General features: G+C 64.4%; 19 protein-coding genes. 9 read left to right on the top strand and 10 right to left on the bottom strand.

Features of this window, described 5'->3' with window-relative positions; translation table 11 throughout:
• Positions 1-29: 29 nt before the first annotated feature.
• Positions 30-2,111, bottom strand: a complete 2,082-nt coding sequence (locus AC6I9R_RS15650) for a hypothetical protein (protein ID WP_461426498.1) — start codon at positions 2,109-2,111, stop codon at positions 30-32.
• Between the two features lie 5 nt (positions 2,112-2,116).
• Positions 2,117-3,316: a phosphatase PAP2 family protein gene (locus tag AC6I9R_RS15645; protein WP_497862962.1), complete on the bottom strand. Its 1,200-nt coding sequence runs from the start codon at positions 3,314-3,316 to the stop codon at positions 2,117-2,119.
• Positions 3,317-3,470: 154 nt separating this feature from the next.
• Here AC6I9R_RS15645 and AC6I9R_RS15640 point away from each other — a divergent pair, with 154 nt between their 5' ends.
• The 5 genes from AC6I9R_RS15640 to AC6I9R_RS15620 all read left to right on the top strand — a co-directional run bounded on the left by AC6I9R_RS15640 (position 3,471) and on the right by AC6I9R_RS15620 (position 8,268).
• Entirely contained in the window at positions 3,471-5,057 is a 1,587-nt protein-coding gene (locus AC6I9R_RS15640) for an AfsR/SARP family transcriptional regulator (protein ID WP_461426495.1), read from the top strand.
• Positions 5,058-5,508: 451 nt separating this feature from the next.
• Positions 5,509-5,664, top strand: coding sequence for a light-harvesting antenna LH1, beta subunit (pufB, locus tag AC6I9R_RS15635; RefSeq protein WP_461426494.1), 156 nt, complete (start codon positions 5,509-5,511; stop codon positions 5,662-5,664).
• A gap of 15 nt (positions 5,665-5,679) precedes the next feature.
• Positions 5,680-6,006: a light-harvesting protein gene (locus tag AC6I9R_RS15630; protein WP_461426493.1), complete on the top strand. Its 327-nt coding sequence runs from the start codon at positions 5,680-5,682 to the stop codon at positions 6,004-6,006.
• Positions 6,007-6,141: 135 nt separating this feature from the next.
• Positions 6,142-7,539 (top strand): PucC family protein, encoded by a 1,398-nt coding sequence (locus AC6I9R_RS15625; RefSeq protein WP_461426492.1) that lies wholly within the window; start codon positions 6,142-6,144, stop codon positions 7,537-7,539.
• A gap of 72 nt (positions 7,540-7,611) precedes the next feature.
• Complete coding sequence (locus AC6I9R_RS15620) at positions 7,612-8,268, top strand: hypothetical protein (RefSeq protein ID WP_461426491.1); 657 nt, start codon at positions 7,612-7,614, stop codon at positions 8,266-8,268.
• 51 nt (positions 8,269-8,319) lie between these two features.
• Here the strand turns inward: AC6I9R_RS15620 and AC6I9R_RS15615 are convergent, their stop codons facing one another.
• On the bottom strand, positions 8,320-9,216 hold the full coding sequence (locus AC6I9R_RS15615) for a hydrogen peroxide-inducible genes activator (protein ID WP_461426490.1): 897 nt from the start codon (positions 9,214-9,216) through the stop codon (positions 8,320-8,322).
• Positions 9,217-9,347: 131 nt separating this feature from the next.
• Here AC6I9R_RS15615 and katG point away from each other — a divergent pair, with 131 nt between their 5' ends.
• Positions 9,348-11,534, top strand: coding sequence for a catalase/peroxidase HPI (gene katG, locus AC6I9R_RS15610; protein WP_461426630.1), 2,187 nt, complete (start codon positions 9,348-9,350; stop codon positions 11,532-11,534).
• A gap of 176 nt (positions 11,535-11,710) precedes the next feature.
• On the opposite strand, the gene AC6I9R_RS15605 is transcribed toward katG, so the two are convergent.
• The 7 genes from AC6I9R_RS15605 to AC6I9R_RS15575 form a co-directional block, all read right to left on the bottom strand.
• Positions 11,711-12,097 carry a DUF1801 domain-containing protein gene (locus AC6I9R_RS15605; RefSeq protein ID WP_461426489.1) on the bottom strand — a complete coding sequence of 129 codons (387 nt, stop codon included), beginning with the start codon at positions 12,095-12,097 and terminating at the stop codon, positions 11,711-11,713.
• Positions 12,098-12,106: 9 nt separating this feature from the next.
• Positions 12,107-12,415, bottom strand: coding sequence for a hypothetical protein (locus AC6I9R_RS15600; RefSeq protein WP_461426488.1), 309 nt, complete (start codon positions 12,413-12,415; stop codon positions 12,107-12,109).
• Positions 12,405-13,451 (bottom strand): hypothetical protein, encoded by a 1,047-nt coding sequence (locus AC6I9R_RS15595; protein ID WP_461426487.1) that lies wholly within the window; start codon positions 13,449-13,451, stop codon positions 12,405-12,407. The genes AC6I9R_RS15600 and AC6I9R_RS15595 overlap by 11 nt, the downstream gene beginning before the upstream one ends.
• On the bottom strand, positions 13,448-13,852 hold the full coding sequence (locus AC6I9R_RS15590; protein ID WP_461426486.1) for a hypothetical protein: 405 nt from the start codon (positions 13,850-13,852) through the stop codon (positions 13,448-13,450). Before AC6I9R_RS15590 ends, AC6I9R_RS15595 begins: the two co-directional genes overlap by 4 nt.
• Before the next feature lie 108 nt (positions 13,853-13,960).
• The gene (locus AC6I9R_RS15585; RefSeq protein WP_461426485.1) at positions 13,961-15,472 is read right to left on the bottom strand and encodes an FAD-binding protein; all 1,512 of its coding nucleotides are present in this window, start codon (positions 15,470-15,472) and stop codon (positions 13,961-13,963) included.
• Positions 15,473-15,570: 98 nt separating this feature from the next.
• The gene (locus AC6I9R_RS15580; RefSeq protein WP_461426484.1) at positions 15,571-15,948 is read right to left on the bottom strand and encodes a carboxymuconolactone decarboxylase family protein; all 378 of its coding nucleotides are present in this window, start codon (positions 15,946-15,948) and stop codon (positions 15,571-15,573) included.
• A gap of 75 nt (positions 15,949-16,023) precedes the next feature.
• On the bottom strand, positions 16,024-17,736 hold the full coding sequence (locus AC6I9R_RS15575; protein ID WP_461426483.1) for a BCCT family transporter: 1,713 nt from the start codon (positions 17,734-17,736) through the stop codon (positions 16,024-16,026).
• Positions 17,737-18,027: 291 nt separating this feature from the next.
• On the opposite strand from AC6I9R_RS15575, the gene AC6I9R_RS15570 reads away from it, so the two are divergent.
• The 3 genes from AC6I9R_RS15570 to AC6I9R_RS15560 are packed head-to-tail and all read left to right on the top strand — an operon-like array spanning position 18,028 to position 20,754.
• Positions 18,028-19,110: an alcohol dehydrogenase family protein gene (locus AC6I9R_RS15570; RefSeq protein WP_461426482.1), complete on the top strand. Its 1,083-nt coding sequence runs from the start codon at positions 18,028-18,030 to the stop codon at positions 19,108-19,110.
• Positions 19,111-19,120: 10 nt separating this feature from the next.
• Positions 19,121-19,783 carry a hypothetical protein gene (locus AC6I9R_RS15565; protein ID WP_461426481.1) on the top strand — a complete coding sequence of 221 codons (663 nt, stop codon included), beginning with the start codon at positions 19,121-19,123 and terminating at the stop codon, positions 19,781-19,783.
• 14 nt (positions 19,784-19,797) lie between these two features.
• The gene (locus tag AC6I9R_RS15560; RefSeq protein ID WP_461426480.1) at positions 19,798-20,754 is read left to right on the top strand and encodes an NAD(P)-dependent oxidoreductase; all 957 of its coding nucleotides are present in this window, start codon (positions 19,798-19,800) and stop codon (positions 20,752-20,754) included.
• Positions 20,755-20,831 lie beyond the last annotated feature (77 nt).

The following is a 20,831-nucleotide window of genomic DNA, read 5'->3' as shown; positions in this document are numbered from 1 at the left end:
CACGTCTGGTTACCGATGCTCCACTGGAATTAACGAGCACCGGGTCCTAATAATAACCGGGCGCCTGTGCGGTCCGGCGAGTAGCTGTCTTCGAAATAACTTGCGGTTGAATTAGCAGCCTCGGCGATCAGGGCATCGCGAAGCGGTGGAATGCCGGGTTGCGCAAGCTCCAGCGCAATCCAGCGTGCGACCTGCGGCGCAGAGGCCGAGGTCCCCGAGAGGCGCATGCGCGACCCGGAATGGGTGCCCGCGCCCAAAACACCGGGCACGGCAGAGCTGACTTCGGAAGCGGCGGCGATATCGACGCCGTCAAACGGATTGTCGGGGTCGCCCGCGCCCGTGAAAACGGACGCCGCGATGGTGCCATTCCCGGTCACATCGCGCGCATCGAGGTTAGCGACGCGCACCGAGCCCACGCGGATCGTATGGGCGCCCGAGCTGATCGCATTGGTCGTGCCCCGGCGCAACACCCAGGCGTCGGCGCTATCGGTCTGATCCGCGCGACCATCGGGGCGGACGGCACGGTACTGCGCGTCTTCCAGGCGCGACTGGCGACCGTAGGGGCGGAAGCCGAAGGGCGTGTCATTGCGTTGGCACCGCACGGTGACTGTCTCGGGGCCGCTGGCGTCTTCGTTCCAAAGGCGGACTTCCCAATTGCCCGCCGGCAGCGTGGCACCGGTTTGCGCGAAGGCGAATGTATCAATGGCCTGTTCAAACGCCGACGGTGCCAGGACCAACGTCAGCTTCATCTGCACGCTGACGTCGCGGGTGTCCTTGTCCATTGTCTTGCGCCCGAAGCTCAGCAACGCCTCATGGTAGGCCATCGCAAGGGTACGCTCGCCATCCGTCAGGGGAACGCCGTGGAAGAAGTTCACCGCATCCGGCGGCAGCTCGATCCAGTCACGCGCCTGGGGCGGGCGGATCTCCAGCCGGAGGGGGGAGGGCAGGGCAGAGAGAGACTCGATTACCTGCCTACGCTGCTTGGCATTCAGTCCGCCCTTGGCGCCCTTCACCCCCTCCAACCCGTAGGTCTCAAGACTGGTGGTGCGTTCCGGCCACCAGAATTCGACCACGGTGGGTGCTTTGTTCTCAGGTTGATGCCGCAGGATCAGCGGCGATGGCGCGGCCTCCGGGCGCGTCGCCCCGACCTCTTGTTCGCCGTGGGTGCGGTCCATGTGGCTGTTGCCCGACGGCAGCACGACCCAGACCGGAATGCCGTGGTCTTTCCACATCGCTTTCACGGCGTCGTCGATCCACTCTTCCATCGCCGCGCGCCCGTTCAGGGCGCTGGCGTAGATCCCGTAGGAGAAGTTGAGCACGACCGGCACGCGGTCCCCGCTGACGGGCTGCAGGCGCACGGCACGGTCGAGGATATAGGCCATCGCGTGGGTCACAAAGGGTGCCATAAACGCGCCCGAAGCATTCTGGGTGGCGTGGCGCGCCAGTTGCACGGCCACGATGGGGCGGCGCAGGGCCATCTCGGCCGGGACTTCGCCCAGATCGTTGGGCCGCGTGTCGTCGCAATCGTAGCCTGTGGCGAGGTCCATCACATGGGTGCCGTGCTTCAGCGCGCCCGACACGGCGCGCGACATCTCGGCGGCACGGTAGGCGGCGATCGGGTCAGGGTAGGCGCCGTTGGGGTAGGTTAAAAGGCCCGTGTTGATCTCATCCTCGGTCCAGTCATGGCCAAAGGGCAGAGTGTAGCCATCGGTGGCGCTGGATCCGACACGGGTGTTGCCGCAGGTGGCGTCCTGGTTCCAGAACGCGGCCATTCGGGTTTGGTACCGACCGCTCGGGCCGGGTTTCAGGAAGCGGGCATTGGCGAAGGCGAGGCCGTCGTCGATGACGCCCATGATCACGGTTTGGGCCAAGCCCTCCAGCGGGGGGATGTCGCCCCGATCTTCGCGTGGATCGATGCAGAAGGCATGGTCCAACACGGGCGCGGTATCATCGGGATGTGCCGTATAGGCCTCGCGATCCACCGGCGTCGCGACGTTGGGCGGCAGATTGCCGACCAATTGCCGCTGCCACCAATCGCTGGTGGGCGATTGCACGGTGGCCGCCTTGCCGCCCCCGTCCATTCGCGATGCTGTGCCCCAGGACCACACCATTGCCGCTACCCCTGCGCCTGGGGCGCCGTGGCGGTGGTCCACTCGGCCTTGGCCAGCGTGTACAGCTGGGTCAGGGCCAGTGTGGCGGGGTGGGTTTGCAGCGAATAGGTGATCGGCGTGGCGTAAGTCACCGAGGCGTTGGTGCTGGGATCATCGACGTTTAAGGGGTCCGACCCGAAAATCCCTTCCACAGTCTCATAGGTGAAATCCGCCCCGCCGAAGGCGTCGCTGGCGCAATGCCAGCCGTTGGCGTGACCGGCACTTCCGGCCATTTCCAGGATATACCCGGCAAGAGACACCCCAAGGGTCGCCCCCGCCGCGCTGTCCACGGGGAAGTGGACGCCCGCTGCCGTGCGGTTCTGGGCAACCCGCGCGGCGTGGCGGAGCAATTGGTTCTCCGCCAGGTGGGGCCGATGCTGCGCGCATTGGGACAGGTCACGCAGGATCGTCGCGACGAGGAACGCTTCGGTCGCGTGGCCAGAGGGCAAGGCCCCATGGCCCGGGGTCTGGATCATCGGTTGGATCTGGGCCGAATATTCATTCGGGCGGCGGCAGGCGAGCAGGTGCTTGCACTGCATTTCGATCAGAGAGATTGCCTCCAGCGAGGTCTGGATCAGCTCGTAGGTCCAGCGGTGGCGGCCCGGATGCAGCGGCAGCACCGCGCCAAACGGCGTGATCAGGTCGGTCAGCTCAGACAGGATCTCGGCGGTGCGCTCAGATCGCTGGTCGGCGTAATATTCCAGGTAATTCAGCTGTTTGGCAAAGGTCTCGACGCTGGGGCGATCCAGGCGCGCAATCTCCGTGCCGTCGTGCAGGCCGACGGAAACGGCGTCCGGCGTGCCGCTGACGGGGGTCACTTTCAGGCTGGCCGCGATCTCCTGCACGATGATCATAACCCGCACATCGGCAGACCAGGTGTGCAGGTTGGCGGGGTCGTTGAAGGCCAGCGGCTTGGGCTTGGGACCGTTTTGATCCCAGGTCCAGGGCCCCGCCGTCGTGGCGTGCCCCATGATCAACGCGGCGGCGGCAGAAGTTGGCGCGCCGGAGGAGGACGAGAATTGCCCGTGCTGGCCATGTTGGCCGTGCTGACCATGCTGGCCGTGTTGCCCATGCTGACCGTGCTGCCCGTGTTGGCCGTGCTGACCATGCTGTCCGTGTTGGCCATGTTGACCATGCTGTACGGATGAAAAGCTGCTCGTCGTCATAGCGCCCCGCTTAAAAATTACCCAACGTCAAGCAAACGGGCCGCGCACCCTCGTTTTTGTCAACAAAGCCCTATTTCCCGTGTTAGAAACGGAGTTGAATTAACACTTTTTTAACGGCGCGCGGCCGATGGCACGGCAAGACGGGGGAGGGAAAATGACGAACGACGCCTACAAACTCACCCTGATTGGCCCGTTTCGGCTTGAGTCTCCCTCTGGCGGCACGATTGAAATTAAAGGAAAAAAGTCCCGCGGCATCTTGGCGGCCTTGGGGACGGGGCGCGACAAGGCGCGGGCCCGGTCGTGGTTGCAGGATCATTTGTGGAGCGGGCGCGGCGCTTCACAGGCCGCCGCCAGCTACCGCCAGTGCATTCTGGAAATCCGCCGCGCCCTTGGGGACGACAGTGATTTGTTGCTGGCAGGCCCGCAGATGCTGGCGCTCGATACCAAGCGGATCTGGGTCGATACCGAGGATGAGGATCACCTGACACGGCTTGCCGCCCTTCCCGGAGAGGCGCCGCAGTTCCTGGCAGATCTGACCATCCGTGATCCCGCATTCGAGCGTTGGCAGGCCGACCGCCGCACACATTTTGAGCGGCGCCTTTCGCCCACCCCCGCGCCGAAGGAAACACCGCTCCACCGGCCCATCGTCATTCGCGGACGGCCCGATAGCCTGGTTCAGGCGCAGACCTACAACGCCGTGTTGCAGGATCTGATCTGCAAGAGCATCGACGATACCGGCAAGGTGCATCTGCTGGATGAAGCCTCCATGCCCGGCCTGTCGCGCACCGATGCGGAACGCGCGTTTCGCGTCCAGATCAGCTCGGTCGATGCGGGTGGCGCCAAGGGCGTGTCGGTCAACCTTACCCGCTCGCTGGACGGGACGATCTTCACCAATCTGATCCGCCTGTCGGACAGCATCGACATGATCGACCTGGTCAATGAAGCGGTGGAGCAGTCGCTGAACGAAATCGCCAGCTATGAGGCGCAGCTGCCCGTCGCCAAGATCGCCACGGCGATGTGTTTCCGGGCGATGCGCTCGGTCACCGATTACGCGCCCGCCACGATCGAGGCCGCCGATACGCTGATTGCCAAAGCCTATGAGATTGATCCGCAGCCGGTGTTCCTGGCCTGGCGCGCCTATCTGCGCACGTTCCTGTTGGGCGAGGGCGGCGGCGGAAACTCCCAGGCGATCAGCGAAGAGATGGAGCGGTTCATCTCCCTCGCTGAAGAGCAGGAGCCCGGAAATTCTATCATCCTGTCGCTCGCCGCCTTCATCCGGTCCATGTGGCTCTTGTCCAATGAAGAGGCGCTGGAATTGGCGCAGCGCAGCCATACGCTCAACCCCAGTAATCCCTACGGGATCTCGTACCTCGGCATGGTCCATACCCACCTGGGCAATTTTGAGGAGGGCTACCGCCTGACCCGGCGTGCCAACGCGCTCGCCGTGCCGCGCAGCGCGAAGTCCTCCATCCGCTACGTCGCCATGCGCTCTGCCGCCTGCGCGGGGCGCTATACGGAAGCCCTCAAGATCGGCGAGGCCCTGGGCCGCGACGCGCCGCATTTCGTGGCCCCCAAGCGGCTGATGGGGATGCTCTATATGAAGTGTGGACGGGTGGCCGACGCAGAGGCGATGGTCGAAACCCTGCGCGCCCACGAGCCCGACTACAGTCTTGAGAAGATGCGGGACGCATTCCGAGCATCCCCGCTGCTGCATCGCTCCAAACTGGGAAAGGCGGGCTAGCGGAACCGCGTCAGTCGCTGCTCTTTCGCGCGACCTATTCAAATAGAATCGCACGCGCTCAGCCGTCCGGGAGCCGGGTTCTGGCGTTGCCATCTTCACGCCGGGCCGCGCGGCGAGCACACCAACGCTCCTTCCATCGCCGCCTAACCCCGAAGGCGAAAAGGGAAACTGTCTTTCCCGGTAAAGCGACAGGTTTCGCGCCTTTTGGGCCCATGGAGGGTGTCACAGCCGGTGCTGCGCGGACCCATTGGCAAGAATTTCGCGCTGCAATTAATAGTCAGAACCTATGTGTCAACTGTGATTTACAGTTGACGTGTCAGATATATGTGACATGTTGATCCATGAAGGACCCGGCGCTAAGACCCTTCGTCTTTTTTCTGGGGCCCTCGCTCGCCGGTCTTGGGGCGCGAGTTCCAAGGCCAAATCTCTAAAGCAAGAGGAAGGGAACATCATGTCTGATGATCCAGATAAAGTCTGGCCTACGGGTCTGACCCTCAAAGAGGCCGAAGAGGTGCATAGCTACCTCATCGATGGTACGCGCGTGTTTGGGGGGATCGCTCTGGTCGCCCACTTCCTCGTCGCCGTATCGACGCCTTGGCTGGGCTAACGGGAGCAAGATCACATGAACAATTCAAAGATCTGGCTCGTCGTGAAGCCCACCGTCGGTGTTCCGCTGTTTCTTTCAGCGGTTGCCGTTGGTTCGTTCGCAGTGCACGTCGCTGTCCTGAGCAACACCTCCTGGGTTGCCGATTTCCTGTCTGGACAGGAATTGGGTTCCGGTATGGCAGCGCTTGAGACCGACGCGCAGGTTATTCCTGCAAGTGCCGTGACAGCTGACACGCCGATGTACCTTGACGCCGCCATGACCGACGGCGCGACAGTTGTTCTGCCCGATGGGCGGACGGCCAGGCTTGTGATCGAGGACCCGATCACGCTTGCCTCAAACTAATTGACCTCGGACGCGGCGCCCCTCTCAGGCGGCTCGTCTTCTACGACCGGGGGATAGAAGCGCGCGTCGCTTCTTGACCCGGCCAGTTTTTTCAGAGTTTTGGCGGCCCTCTCACGCGCCGCCGCAAGGGTCTGCATGTCCGGCTTTAAAGACAATCTGCTGAGACGCATCGCCGGGGTCACGCCTCGGTATTTGCCGTTCGCCGATGTCGCCAGTGACGATGTCCCGCTCTCCCGTCTTCTGCGTCTATCCCTGTTCCAGGTCTCGGTCGGCATGGCGCTGGTCCTGCTGGTCGGCACGCTCAACCGCGTGATGATCGTGGAGCAAGGGGTGCCCGCCTCGCTGGTGGCGATCATGCTGGCGCTGCCGCTGGTCTTCGCGCCATTCCGCGCGCTGATTGGCTTCAAGTCAGACCAACACCGCAGCGCCTTGGGGTGGCGGCGGGTGCCGTTCATCTGGAAGGGCACGATGCTGCAATTCGGCGGCTTCGCGATCATGCCTTTCGCGCTTCTGGTCCTGTCGGGCTACGATCAGGCCGCCGATGCGCCGCTTTGGATCGGCCATACCTTCACGGCGCTGGCGTTCCTTATGGTCGGCGCGGGGGTGCATACGGTGCAAACAGTGGGCCTGGCCTTGGCCACGGATCTGGTGCCGGTTGAGGATCAGCCCAAGGTAGTGGGCCTGATGTATGTGATGCTTCTGGTCGGCATGATCGTCAGCGCCATCGTCTTTGGCTGGCTCCTGTCCAACTACACCGCAGGGCGCCTGGCGCAGGTGGTCCAAGGGGCGGCGGTTGTGACCGTGGCCCTGAACCTTTGCGCACTTTGGAAGCAAGAGCCCCGCGACCGCGCGCGCGCCGCGTTGCCGCCGCCCACGGAAACCTTCATGGCCGCTTGGTCCGTCTTCTCTTCTCGCGAAGGGACGAAACGGCTGCTGATCGTCATCGCGCTCGGCACCATGGCCTACGGCATGGCCGAGGTGCTGCTGGAGCCCTACGGCGGCCAGGTCCTCGATATGTCCGTCGCGATGACCACGCGCCTGACGGCCGTGCTGGCAGCGGGCAGCCTGTTGGGTTTCTGGTTTGCAAGCTACGTGCTTCTGCGCGGGGCAGAGCCGCTCAACGTTGCCACCTACGGCGCCGCCATCGGCGTGCCGGGCTTCATCGCCATAACGGTTGCCGCGCAACTGGGCGGCATTGCGCTATTCTCAGTAGGCGTTTTCGCCGCCGGTGTCGGTGCCGGCCTCTTTGGACACGGCACGCTGACGGCCACGATGCGCCGCGCCCCGCGCGAGCAGATCGGCCTGGCCCTCGGCGCCTGGGGCGCGGTTCAGGCCACGGCGGCGGGGATCGCGATTGCCGCAGGCGGCATCATCCGCGACGTCATCCTGGCGCTTCCCGGCGGGGCCGACCTACGACCTGCGGCGCCCTACATCCCTGTTTTTCTTCTGGAAGTCGCCTTTCTGTTGGCGGCTCTCTGCGTAATTTGGCGTCTTCACGTCATGAGTACTCGAAATCTGGGCAAGTCGCCCTAATATATGGAAATCGCCAGTGTTCCGTCCTCGCGGGCACTGGCCTAGGTTAAATGTTGGGGAGGCTCACCTGAGATGACCACGATTGTGACACGGCTCTATGAGAATGCGGCGCATGCCGATGAGGTTGTTGCGAAGCTGAAAGCGGAAGGCTTCCCCGAGAGCACAATGGATGTGATCGAACAGGGCGGACGTTCTGCGGAAGACACGATTGTCGCGGCGGGCGTGCCCGTCGATATCGCACAGCAATACGCGCAGCATTTGTCCGTGGGCCGGGGCCTTCTGGTCGTCCGCGCCCCCTTCGTACCATTCGGTGCCGCCAAGACGGCGATTGAAACGGCGGACATGCACCCCTCCTTCGATGCGGGCGTCGCCAATGAGAACATCCATATCCCCAAAGAGTTCGACGACCGGCAGTACCTGTCCATCATGTCGAGCCACCGCCTCTTCCTGACCAACCACCTTGACGTGGACAATGGCCTGAAACCGCGCGGGATCTCGGCGGCCTTCGGCATCCCGACCCTGTCCTACAGCCATGAGCGCAAGCGGATGCACGCGGTCACCATCGACAAGCGCTTCGGCAACCTCTTTTTCCCGCTGCTCTCCAGCCGGGGCCTGATGACCAAACGCCCGCTGATCGACCGCTTCTTCGGCAACTTCGCCGTGCAGCACCTGTCGAATTGGAGCTTCTTCCGCCCCTCCAAGCTCCGCCATTTCCGGATCACAAACTAACCCAAACCCGGGGGTTGATCTGCCAAGGCCATGCGCTTGCCGCGCGTGGCCTTAATTATGCGGGCGTATGGCGCCCCGAACGATCTCGGCCATCCCGTCCAATTGCCCGGCCAAGGGGCTCGCCTTGCGCCACACCATGCCGATGGTTCTTTTCGGCGTGGCCTGGGCAAACCGTGCCACGGACACGGCGGCGGACCGTGTCTCGACGCCCACGGCCATTTCCGGGATCAGCGTCACGCCAATGCCCGCGCCGACCATCTGCACCAGGGTCGACAGGCTCGACCCGTCCAACCCGTCACGGGGCAAGTTACTGCGCACATTGCAAAAGCTGAGCGCCTGGTCGCGGAAGCAATGGCCTTCTTCCAACAGCAGCAGGCGCATCTGTGCCAGCGCCTCGCCGTCGGGCACGGGTTCATGGGCGTCGCCCGAGGGGCGGACCAGGACAAATTCCTCATCATGAAGCGGGACTTCGGTCAGCGTCGGCTCGGACACCGGCAGCGCCAGGATCGCCGTGTCGAGCCGCCCGGCGGACAGATCCTCCAACAGACGCGGCGTCAGCGTCTCGCGAATGTGCAGGTCCACGTCCGGGTAATGCAGGCCCAAAGCGCCGATGATACGGGGCAGAAGGTAGGGCGCGATGGTGGGGATCACGCCAAGCCGCAAGCGCCCGGTCAGCCCACCGCGCGCGGCGCGGGCGAGGTCGTCCAACTCGTCAACCGCGCGCAGGATGTCCTTGGCGCGGGTCAGCACGGCCTCGCCAAACCCCGTCAGGCGCACGTGGCGCGGGGTGCGCTCAAAAAGCGGCAGGCCGAAGGCTTCTTCCAATTCCCTGATCTGCATCGATAGCGCGGGCTGCGTGACATTGCACGCCGCCGCCGCGTGGCCAAAATGGCCATGCTGCGCCAGCGCATCCACATAGCGCAGCTGTTTGAGGGTCAGGTTTATCATAAGCCCACCTTATCACAACAATCAGGATTACCAACTGTAGCTAATCGCGTCGGGGTGCTAAAGTTCGTGCAATGGCGATTCACCGACGGTGAAGTCGCACGCCAAACAGCTAACAGTGGAGAGAGATTATGATGGACGGATCCCCAGCTTCAGGTCGTTGCCCGGTCATGCACGGCCCCGGACAGCAGCCCACGGCCAGCACGGCCAACCTGCATTGGTGGCCAAACCAGTTGAACCTCAAGCCGCTGTCGGCGAACTCGGAAAAGCTCGACCCGATGGGCGAGGGCTTTGATTACGCAGAAGAATTCCAGAAGCTCGATATGGAGGCCGTGAAGGCCGACATCGCGGTCTGCCTCAAGGACAGCCAGGACTGGTGGCCTGCGGATTATGGCCATTACGGCCCGCTGATGATCCGCATGGCCTGGCACTCGGCTGGCACCTACCGCACCTATGATGGGCGTGGCGGCGGCGGTTCCGGTCAGCAGCGGTTCGCGCCGCTCAACTCCTGGCCCGACAACGGCAACCTCGACAAGGCGCGCCGCATCCTGTGGCCGATCAAGGAGAAATACGGCAAGTCGCTGTCCTGGGCCGATCTGATGATCCTGGCGGGCAACGTGGCGCTCGACGACATGGGCCTGAAAACCTTCGGTTTCGGCGGCGGTCGCGATGATGTGTGGGAGCCGGAGGAGGACGTGTACTGGGGCCCCGAGGCGACCTGGCTTGGCGACGAGCGCTACTCTGGCGAGCGCGAGCTGGCCAACCCGCTGGCCGCCGTGCAGATGGGCCTGATCTACGTGAACCCTGAGGGTCCCAACGCCAACCCCGATCCGCTTCTGTCAGCCCATGACATCCGCGATACCTTCGCGCGCATGGCGATGAATGATGAGGAAACCGTGGCCCTGGTCGCCGGTGGCCACACCTTCGGCAAGGCCCACGGCGCGGGCGATCCCGAGATGGTGGGCGCAGAGCCCGAGGGCGCGGATGTGGCCGACATGGGCCTGGGCTGGAAGAACGATTTCGAAAGCGGCAAAGGCGTTCACACCACGACCTCTGGCGTGGAAGGCCCCTGGACGCCGACGCCGACCCAGTGGGACATGTCCTACTTCGACGTGCTTTTCGGCCATGAGTGGGAGCTGACGAAATCCCCCGCTGGCGCCAACCAGTGGAAGCCCGTCGATGCTGAAAACGATCAGGCCCCGCAGGTCGATGGCAACGGCACCGTGCCGATCATGATGACGACGGCGGACATGGCGATGCGTATGGACCCGGCCTATGAGAAGATCAGCCGCGACTACCACGCCAACCCTGAAAAGTTCGCCGACGCCTTCGCGCGCGCCTGGTACAAGCTGACCCACCGCGACATGGGCCCGTTGCAGCGCTACCTCGGGGCCGACGTGCCGGGTGAAGAGCTGTTGTGGCAGGATCCGGTGCCTGCGCCGCAGGGCCCGCTGGTGAGCGCTGCCGATCAGGCAGAGCTGAAGGCGGCCGTTGCCGCGACGGATCTGACGGCAGCAGAGCTGGTCCGCGTGGCCTGGGCTTCGGCCGCAAGCTACCGCGACAGCGACAAGCGGGGCGGGGCCAATGGCGCGCGCATCAGGTTGCAGCCCGCCCGCGGCTGGACGGTCAACACCCCCGACGAGTTGGACAAGGTACTGCCGGTGCTGGAAGGGATCGCCGATACGTTCAACGCCAAGGGCGGCGCGCAGATCTCTTACGCGGATATGATCGTGCTGGCCGGTGGCGTTGGTGTGGAAATGGCCGCGAGTGCCGCGGGCCATGCCGTCGACGTGCCCTTCACGCCGGGTCGCGGCGACGCGACGCAAGAGCAGACGGACGTCGAAAGCTATGACGTGCTGGAGCCGACATCGGACGGGTTCCGCAACTACCACGCGCCGTTCTCGCTGCGCGAACCGGCGGAGATGCTGGTCGACAAGGCGGCCTTGCTGGGTCTGACGGCACCGCAGATGACGGTGCTGGTCGGCGGGATGCGGGCGATGGGGGCCACCTTTGGCGGCGCCAAGCATGGCGTGCTGACCGAGACGCCCGGCGCGCTCAACAACGCGTTCTTCAAGAACGTGTTGAGCATGGACACGGTGTGGGAGCAGACCGAAAGCGGCATCCTGGAAGGCAAGGATCGCGCCTCGGGCGCGGTGAAGTGGACCGCTACGGTGGTTGATCTGGTCTTCGGCTCCAACAGCCAGTTGCGCGCGTTCTCGGAGGTCTATGCCTCTGCCGATGCCGAGGCCAAGATGGTGGACGATTTCGTCGCCGCCTGGGTCAAGGTGATGGAGAACGACCGCTTCGATCTGCATCGCTGATCGGCCCTTGGTCGAGAGGTTGGAAGGCGCGCCTGGAAACGGGCGCGCCTTTTTCTTTCGCGGAATGTGCTGTTGCCAAGGGCGGAAGGGGGCCAGCCCCCTCGGTCCTCTTTTCCTTTGGGAAAAGAGGACCCACCCCCGGAGTTTTCCGGGCAAGATGAAAAGAGCGTGTGGGACTAGCGGCGTTTGTCGCGGTGGTACGTCAAGGCCAGGGCCGCGATGTGCTGGAAGGCGGCTTTGGGGAAGGGGCCTTGGGCCGGGACATGGACGGCGCGGGCGCCGGAATAGGTGAACTCGGACGGGAAGGCATCACGGTAGCGGTCCAGCAGGTTGGTCGAGCAGGGCACGAACAGCGTGGGTTGGCCCGCGTCTTCGCCCAAACGCAGGGTCGTTCCGGCTTTTTTCGCGGGCAGATAGGCCGGTTGACCCCATTTCAGCGTCTCGTTCAGGGGTGCGGTCCCGGTCGCCTCGGCGGCGGCGAAGATCAGCGCGCGCAGTTCCATCAGGCGCGGGTGCAGGGGCGCGAGGGCGGCGGCGACGTCTGGCGGCGGGGCGGGGGGCATGGCGCAAGCCTAGCTGGCGGCGGGCGTGTCGCGAAGGAAATTCGGGATACAGGCCTCCAGCCCGGCGGGAAGGACCAACCAGGCGCCCGCTTCATAGAGGCGGGTGGGAAGGTCATCCGCGTCGGTGCGCAGGGTCAGCGAGACGGGAGAGCGCCCTGTGATGGCGACATCTGCGGGCAGGTTCTCGATCAAAGCGGCGGTCGGGAAGGGGACGAAGGCGGCGGGCGCCTCGCCGCCTGCGCGCATGACGAGGGCCAGCGTGGCGATCCAGCCGATCAGCATGATCGGCACCGCGAGAGCCAGGCGCCTAATAATCATGCACATGCTCCAACCGCAGGCCGCGCGCCTCAAGGCTGCGCAGGGTCTCGGCCAACTCGCGTACGGGCACAAGGAACAGGTGGCGCGTGTCGCCGTAGCCTTGGCGCGCGAGGCTTTCGAGCGCGCCCGGTTGCACAGGCGTCTCCGAGATCGCCGTGAACATGATCTGATCATTGCCCGCCATGTCGATGAACTGGGCCCCCTGATTGGCCCAAAGGGCCAACAGGCCGGTCAGTTCCCGGTAACGCGGGGTCTCAATTTCAAGCCCCGCCTCGGTTTGGCCGATCAGGCTGACGCCATCGACGGCGGTGAAGGCCTCGGCGGGCAGGCCGGTGACGACCATCTGCAGGGTCAGATCGTCGAACCCCGTGGCGGCGACCGCGCCCGCGATGACGTCGGCGTAGGCAGCGCGGGCCAGATGCTCCAGCCCCAGGGAGAACGCGCGTTCCTGGTCGCGGAAGGCGTCCGTGGCGACCTGGTTCAGGGCAGCGGCATCGCGGCGGAAATCATAGCGGTACCACGGCACCTGTTGCAGGAACGTCGCGTATTCGGCGGCCTGCTGCGCCGACAGATTGTCGAGGCGCGCGTGTTGCGGGCCCCGGATCACCGTGGCGAGGCGACCGATGGTCTCCTCATAGGCCGCCTTCATGATCATCTCGAAAGTGAAGGAGACGCCGATGACATGAACCAGCTGCCGGGTGTCGCCGTCAATCTCGCCCAGGGACGCGGCTTCTTGCGTCAGGGTGCAGAGCGAGGACCAATAGCCGAGGATCGCGCGCAGGTAGCTGAAATCATGGGGGTCGCCTTCGCGGATCACCTCGGCGTAGTCGTCATAGGCGTGGACGATGTGCCATTCGGGATAGGTGAGCAGGGTGCGGATTTCGGGGCGGGTCTCGCCCGCCAGCGGCGTGGAGGGCGCGGGCGTCGCGCCGCCCCGGCACATGGTTTCGACATAGACCACGGGGCTGGCCAGCACGATGACCAGCAGCAAAACCGCCTGCAGAAGGCGCTTGAGGATCCGCCCCAGCGCCCTCATGCGCGCCGCGCCGCCACGCCCGCGACGAGCGCGATGAAGCCGAGGCCGATGTGGGGCAGGTTCGCCATGATGCGCTGGAACGACCAGTCCATGCCGAGCGCCTCATTGGTGAAAATACCGAAATCCAGATAGCCCCAACCGGTGAAGATGCCGAAGATCCCGTCGCCCAGATACGCCGCGCCAAAGAGGATCAGGAAGGTGCGCGCGGAGCGGTTGGAGATGAGGCCCGCAAGGAAGGCCCAGATGGCCGAGACCAGGTGGAGCGCGTCGTCGAAAGGGTCGAGCGCGAAGATGCCGAAGGCGAGGCCGGTGTCGTCTGTCAGGCCGGGGATGTAGTTGATCGCGGCGGCCCCTAGAAGGATGACGGCGTAGACCAGGCAGAGGCGGCGGATCAGGCTCATGGTTCAGTGTCCTTTCGAACGCAGCGCTTGGTGGCTGGGGACTGGAGCGAGGGGCCAGCCCCTCGCGCTCCCCGGGATATTTTGGGAACGGGGAAATGGGGGACGCGGTTACAGGGGGGCGAGGTATTGGTCCCAGAGATTATTGCGCAGGGTCAGGGTTGGGTCGAGGGCGCGTTTGGCGGCGGCGAATTCTGGCGCACGGGGGTAGGCGCGGGTGAATTGGTCGAGGCTCGCGTGGGGGCGGTAGGGCAGGTAATACGTGCCGCCGATTGCGATGATCCGCTCGATCAGCGCGGCGGTCATGCGGGCGTGATCGGCCTCGGCCCGCGCGGTCATTTCCTGGGTGAAGGACATGACAGCGGCGATGCGCGGGGTGGGGGAATGGGGCAGGAGGCTGTCGGTGTCGCTGTCCACAAAGCGCAGGGTGACGTTGAGGAACTCGACGAAAGCGTCGGGGATCACATCGCGGCAGGCCTCCAGGAAGGCGTCGAACGCGTCGAACGGCACGAAGTATTCGTGCAGGATATCGACGCGGGTCGGGTCGCGGTCATCGAGGGTGACCACAGGCTCATTCATCAGCGAATTGCGCGTGCTTTCGCCAGCAAAGCGCGGCCCGACGGAGGTTTCCACCCACCAGCGCCAGTCCTTCATGCCCTCGCGGCCCACCTGGCCCCGGTAGAGGTAGGAGGCGGCGTAGGACAACCAGCCGGATTCGGTCGCGGGGGGGATGTCGGATTGGTCCGGGGTGGGCGAATAGGTGACCAGTAGCGCGTCTTCGAACAGGGTCTCGCGCGTCACGTTCAGGCGGCCGTAGGCCATCGGCATCGTGGGGTCATCGACGGCGGCGCGGAAGGCTGTGGGGAAATCGCGCGCGGGCATGGGCGTGAAGGCGGGGGCGAGGCGCTGGTTGGGCACCATGTCGACTTCCATATCCACGATCATGCCAGCCAGGCCGTAGCCGCCGACGGCGAGGTTGAAGAGGTCGGTGTTCTGGGTGCGCGAGGCGGTGACGATATCGCCCGAGGGCACGACCATGCGGACCTCACGCACCGTGGCGCCCATGGGGCCGTAGGGCACGGGCCAGCCGTGGGCATTGACCGAGAACGTGGCCGCGACGCCGAAGTCGTGGTTGGACTGCATCACTGCGGGCGAGAACCCGAGCGGATCAAGCGTCGCGATCACGTCGCGCCAGCGCGCGCCGCCGTTCACGCGGTAGGTCTGGGCGGCGGTATCGACCTCGATCGTGGCGTCATCGACGGTGATCGCATGGCCATCGCGCGGAATCGACTGCCCGCCCATGGAATGGCGCGCGGCGCTGACGCAGACGGGCCGGTTCTCGGCCTGGGCGGCGGCGAGTTCCGCGCGGAACGCCTCGATCAGCGCGTCGCCATGGGCCTGCGGGCGGGTGTGGACGTGGATCGGCGTTGCCGACAGTTCGGACGCGTCGTTGAGAAACAGGTCCGGGGTAGAGCGCGTGGGGTCCACCATACCGCCGCCAATCCGGGGCACGCCGTCGATCTGCGACAGGCCCGGGGCCCAGGCATTTCCCAGCCCGTAGCCCACTGCCGCGCCCGCGCCCAACAGCAATCCTCGGCGCGATATCGTACCCAGACGGCTCATGTCTCAACCCTTTCAGATCAGCTCTGCCTCCATTTATGAACGACGTTCATTTATTTGTAAACCGGGTTAACCTGTGACGCCACGTCACGAGGAGGGTGTCACAGCTCTTCTGCTTCTTCCAACACGCGGCGCGCGATGCGGAAGCATTCCAGCGACAGGGGCACGCCGCCATAGATGCCGACCACATGGATGATGGCGCGGATTTCTTCCTTGGTGACCCCGTTGTTGAGCGCGCCGCGACAGTGGATTTCCCACTCGTGCGAGCGGCCAAGAGCCCCCAACATCGCCAGGTTCATCATGCTGCGGGTCTTGGGCTCGATCACATCGTCGTCCCAGCCGAAACCCCAGCACCAGGCGGTCATCGCCTCCTGGAAGGGGCGGGTGAAATCATCGGCGGCGGCAAGGTTCTTCTCTACGTATTCTGCGCCCAGGGTGGCTTTGCGCTGTTCCAGTCCACGTTCGAAAAAGTCGTCCATCGGGACCTCCTGTCATGACATGAAAAAACGGGCCGCACATTCAAGCGCGGCCCGTCCGGTTGTCGGTCAAATGGCTTATTCCGCCGGGACCGCCCGCTCATCAGGCTCGACCGTCGTGGCCATGCCCACCTTCTCGCGGCGGCCATCGTTCCAGATCGCCTTGATCAGGGCGAAGCACATCAGGACCATCACGATCGAGAAGGGCAGCGCGCCGATCACCATCGCAGTCTGAATGGCGCTTGTTCCGCCTGAAAGAAGCAATCCGCCCACCACAAGCGCCAGGGCAGCACCCCAGAACATGATGTGGGGACGCGCCTTGGGGCCTTCGTCGCCAGCTGCGTTAATCGTGTTAACGATCAGAACCGCCGAGTCCGCCGAGGTGACGAGGAACGTCATCAACAGAACCACGATCAGCACCGCCATACCCCAGGCGAGGATCTGGGCGATGGGGGCGAGCATGAACTCGGTCATCGCGAAGATCTTGTCCCCGTTGGGGGCGCCGAAGATCACGCCGTTGGCGTCGCCGTTCAACTCCAGGTCAATGGCGGTGCCACCGGCCCAGGAGAACCAGACCATGCACATCAGGCCAGGTACGATCATGGCGCCCAGGACGAACTCGCGGATCGTGCGACCTTTGGAGATACGTGCCAGGAACAGGCCCACGAAGGGGGCAAATGCGATCCACCAGGCCCAGTAGAACACCGGCCACCAGCCCTGCCACTGTGCCAGCAGGAAGGCCTCGGACCCTTCAACACCGTCGGAACGGTAGACGTTGAAGCTCAGGCCCGGCAGCGCGATCAGGTAGTCCCAGAGGCCCACAAACATCGCCGTGAAGCCAAACCAGGTGGCCCCGAAGATGATGAAGAAGCCCAGAAGGAAGATCGACAGCACCATGTTGATGTTCGACAGCCACTTGATCCCTTTACCCACGCCGGACAGCGCCGACAGGGTCGAGGCGCCCATGATGAACAAAAGCGCCACCACGATGCCCATCGCGTTCACCGCACCCGCGATGCTTTCGCCCGCGGCGTTCACCGCTTCTGCGCCATGGGTCAGACCGCCAATGCCGATCCGGGTCAGGCCCGCCACGAATTGCTCCACCCCGAAACCAAGGGTTTGCGCGACGCCAAGGATCGTTGCCACAACGGCCACGATGTCGATGATGTGTCCGAGCGTCCCCGAAAGCGCCTTGCCGAAGATCGGCGTCAGCGCCGAGCGGATCGTCAGGGGCAGGCCGCGGCGGTAGGCGAAGAACGCCAGCGCCAGACCGATGATCGCGTAACACGCCCAAGCGCCCGCACCCCAGTGCAGGAACGACCAGACGTAGGCCGTGCGCACGTTGTCCGCGCCGCCCGCCGTCGTGAGGCCCTGAATGACCGAGGGGTTGTTCTGGAAGTGGGCGACAGGTTCGGCCACGGCCCAGGTCAACATGCCCACACCGATACCGGCGCCGAACATCATCGAGAACCAGGAGAAGTTGGAGAATTCAGGCACTTCGTCCGCCGTTCCCAGCTTCATCCGGCCCGCAGCAGGCCAGATCGCCAGGCCCAGGCAGATGATCACGAACAGCGCCACAACCCAGATGTACCACGCCGCGAAGTTGTTGAGGATAATCGAGTTCCAGGTGCCAAGCGTCGCACCGGCCTGAACCGGCCAGAAGATACACCAGACCACGAGGATGCTGATAATCGCTTTACTGATAATCGTCACATTCGGGCTGAAGCCGCGATAAAAGCCGGAGTCTGCCGTGTTGATCGGTAGGTCCGTGAGTGGTGGTTTAACCGCCATATTTGATCTCTCCCGTATTGTGTGACCGAGGAGCGGCACGCAGTTTTCGTGTCGTCTTCTGGCGGTCAACGACTTCCTTTTTGGAAGCTTTATTGCGCGTGAATGGAGCCTATGCGCGATTCTTTCATTTTCGAAAGCAATAATTACTGCCATGGGTTGAATTCGATAAGGCCAACACTACCCGCGGCGATGCAGGCCGGGGGCGTGATCCGTGCAATCCGGGCGCCCCACGGCACATCCCGGTTCCCACTCAGCGCCGGGCTACGGTGCGAAAAAGAAAGGCAAAACACGATGACCCTGCCGACAACGATGCAAGCAATGGTGCTGACCGGACATGGGGACCTGGACGCGTACCAGTGGCACGAGGATTGGCCTGTGCCGCAACCGGGCCCGGGCGAAGTTCTTGTAGAAGTTGGCGCGACTGGCCTTAACAATACGGACGTCAATACCCGCTCGGGCTGGTACTCCAAGGCCGTGACGGAAGCCACGACCGGCGGCGCCTACGCCTCCGTCAATGAAGAGGACCCGACATGGGGCGGCGCGCCGATCCAGTTCCCCCGCATTCAGGGCGCGGATGTCTGCGGACGCATCGTGGCGGTCGGGGACGGCGTCGACGCGGCCCGTGTCGGGCAGCGGGTGATCACCGACAACTGGCTGCGGGATCCGGACGATCTGGGGAACCTCAACAAGACCGGCTATTATGGATCCGAGCGGGACGGCGGTTATGCCCAGTTCGCCACCATGCCCGCCCGCAACGCGCTCGCCGTTAACAGCCCGCTCAGCGATGCAGAGCTGGCGACGTTCTCCTGCTCCTATTCCACGGCGGAGGGGATGCTGGACCGCGCCCAGGTGACCGAGGCCGACACCGTTCTGGTGCCCGGCGCGTCCGGCGGCGTGGGCGGCGCGCTGGTTCAACTGGCCAAACGCCGCGGCGCACGGGTCATCGCCATGGCGTCCGAGGCCAAGCACGATGCCGTGGCCACCCTCGGCCCCGACCAGATCCTTGCGCGCGCGCCCGAAAACCTGCGCGCCGCTCTGGGTGATGAACGGATCACGGTCGTGGCCGATATCACCGGGGGCCCGCAGTTCTCGGCCCTGATCGACGTGCTGGAACGCGGCGGGCGCTACACCTGTTCCGGCGCCATTGCCGGGCCGATTGTCGATCTGGACCTGCGAACGCTGTACCTGAATGACCTGACCTTCACCGGTTCCACCGTGATCGGGCCGCAAGTGATGCCGAACCTGATCCGCTACATTGAGGAAGGCGCGATCAAACCGGTCCTCGCCGCGACCTATCCCTTGGCGGAGTTGCGCGAGGCGCAAGCCGCCTTCATCGCCAAGGCCCACACGGGCAATATCGTCGTGGTTCCGTGAGGCGCAGCCGTTGACCCAAACGCTCTTCCGCTATCCGAAAGACGGCAAAGTGCCGGATTTGTCCGATGTCCTTTCGGCTGAGACCCTGGAGGACCTCTTCGACCGGGGTGCCGCCGGGCAGGAAGCCGCTTTCGCCTACTTCGAGGAAGAACGCGCGCAGGCGTTGGGCCTTGCCCCGGGAGAAGACCCCAGGCGCGGGATTCGGGACCCGTGGTGGATCATCCTGAGCGACCTGTGGGGAGACCTATGGTACCTGTGGCGCACGCGGTCCACGCCGCGCCCGCCGCAAACCCTCGACACCGTGGTTGGGTTCCAACTGCCCCTCGCCGTGACCGCCCCCTGTGACAGCCCCGATGCCGTGGCAGGTTTCGTTGCGGCGGTGATCCGGCAAATCACGGCCTCGCGTGGGGAGGGGCCGAAACGGTTTTCGATCCCCGAGGGGCTCGTAGAAAGGATCGACGCGGACATGCGGGCGACGGAGGCCAACAGCGTGGTTTATGAGGCCGAAGCGATCGTTGCCTATTGGCCCCCCAAAACCGCGCCAGCGTTGGCGCTGTCGGTCTATCAGGACGCGCCCGGCTCTCAGGTCAACATCACGTTGATGGCACACGGGACCTCGGGCCATCGGCGGTTTACGGGCCTGTTGGCCGAGCAAGGCGTGAGTTTGGAATAAGAAGGGACACAAAGATGCAGGTTGGATTTATCGGGTTGGGATCGGTGGGCGGCAAGCTCGCCGGATCTTTGGTGCGCAACGGGGTGACGCTGAGCGTTCACGATCTGGATGCTGAGGCCGTCGCGGGGTTCGTCGCTCGCGGGGCCACGGCGGGAGGAGATCCGGCGGCGATGATGCGGGATTGCGACGTGGTAATCACCTGCCTGCCGTCGCCTGCGGCCTCGGCAGCGGTGGTCGACCAGATGCTGCCCGAGGTTGGGCCCGGCAAGATCTGGATGGAGATGTCCACGACCGATGCCGCCGAGATCCTGCGGATCGCGCCGCTGGTGGAAGCGAAGGGCGGCGCGGTGGCGGAATGCCCGGTTTCGGGCGGGTGCCACCGGGCAGATACCGGCAATATCTCGATCTATATGTCCGGCGCGCGGGAGGTCTTCGATACAGTCTTCCCGCTGCTGACCAAGATGGGCCGCCGGGTGCTGCACACGGGGCCTTTGGGGGCGGCATCGACGTTGAAGGTGATGACGAATTATCTGGCGACGACCCATCTTCTGGCGCTTTGTGAGAGCCTTGCGGTGATGAAGGCGGCGGGGGTGGATCTGGGCGTGGCTTATGAGGCCATCGCCGTGTCCTCGGGGAATTCCTTCGTCCATGAAACCGAGAGCCAGCTGATCCTGTCAGGCTCCCGCGATGTGAATTTCACGCTCGATCTGATCCAGAAGGATGTGGGGCTTTTTCAGGCCATCGCGGACCGGAACGGGGTGCCGTTGGAGCTGTCGCCGAAGGTGATCGAGATGCTGACCGAGGGGCAGCGGGTGCTGGGGGAGGCGGCGCAATCGGATCGGATGATCGAGCTTCTGGAGGTCGCCACGGGCCTGGAGGTGCGGGCCGAGGGGTTTCCGATGGAGCTTGTCGATGAGGAGCCGGAAGAGCCCGGGTATGAAGTGCGGGTCGGGCGGGGTGCTCAAGCTTGAGCACAGGGGTTAAGCCACTGAAACAATGCACTTTTGATGATTTTGTTAACCCTTTTTTAACCTGCGCAAACCGACCT

The sequence above is a fragment of the Gymnodinialimonas sp. genome, from assembly GCF_059726805.1.
The sequence above is the reverse complement of the archived record's forward strand: the minus strand, read 5'-3'. Positions and strand labels throughout refer to the sequence as shown.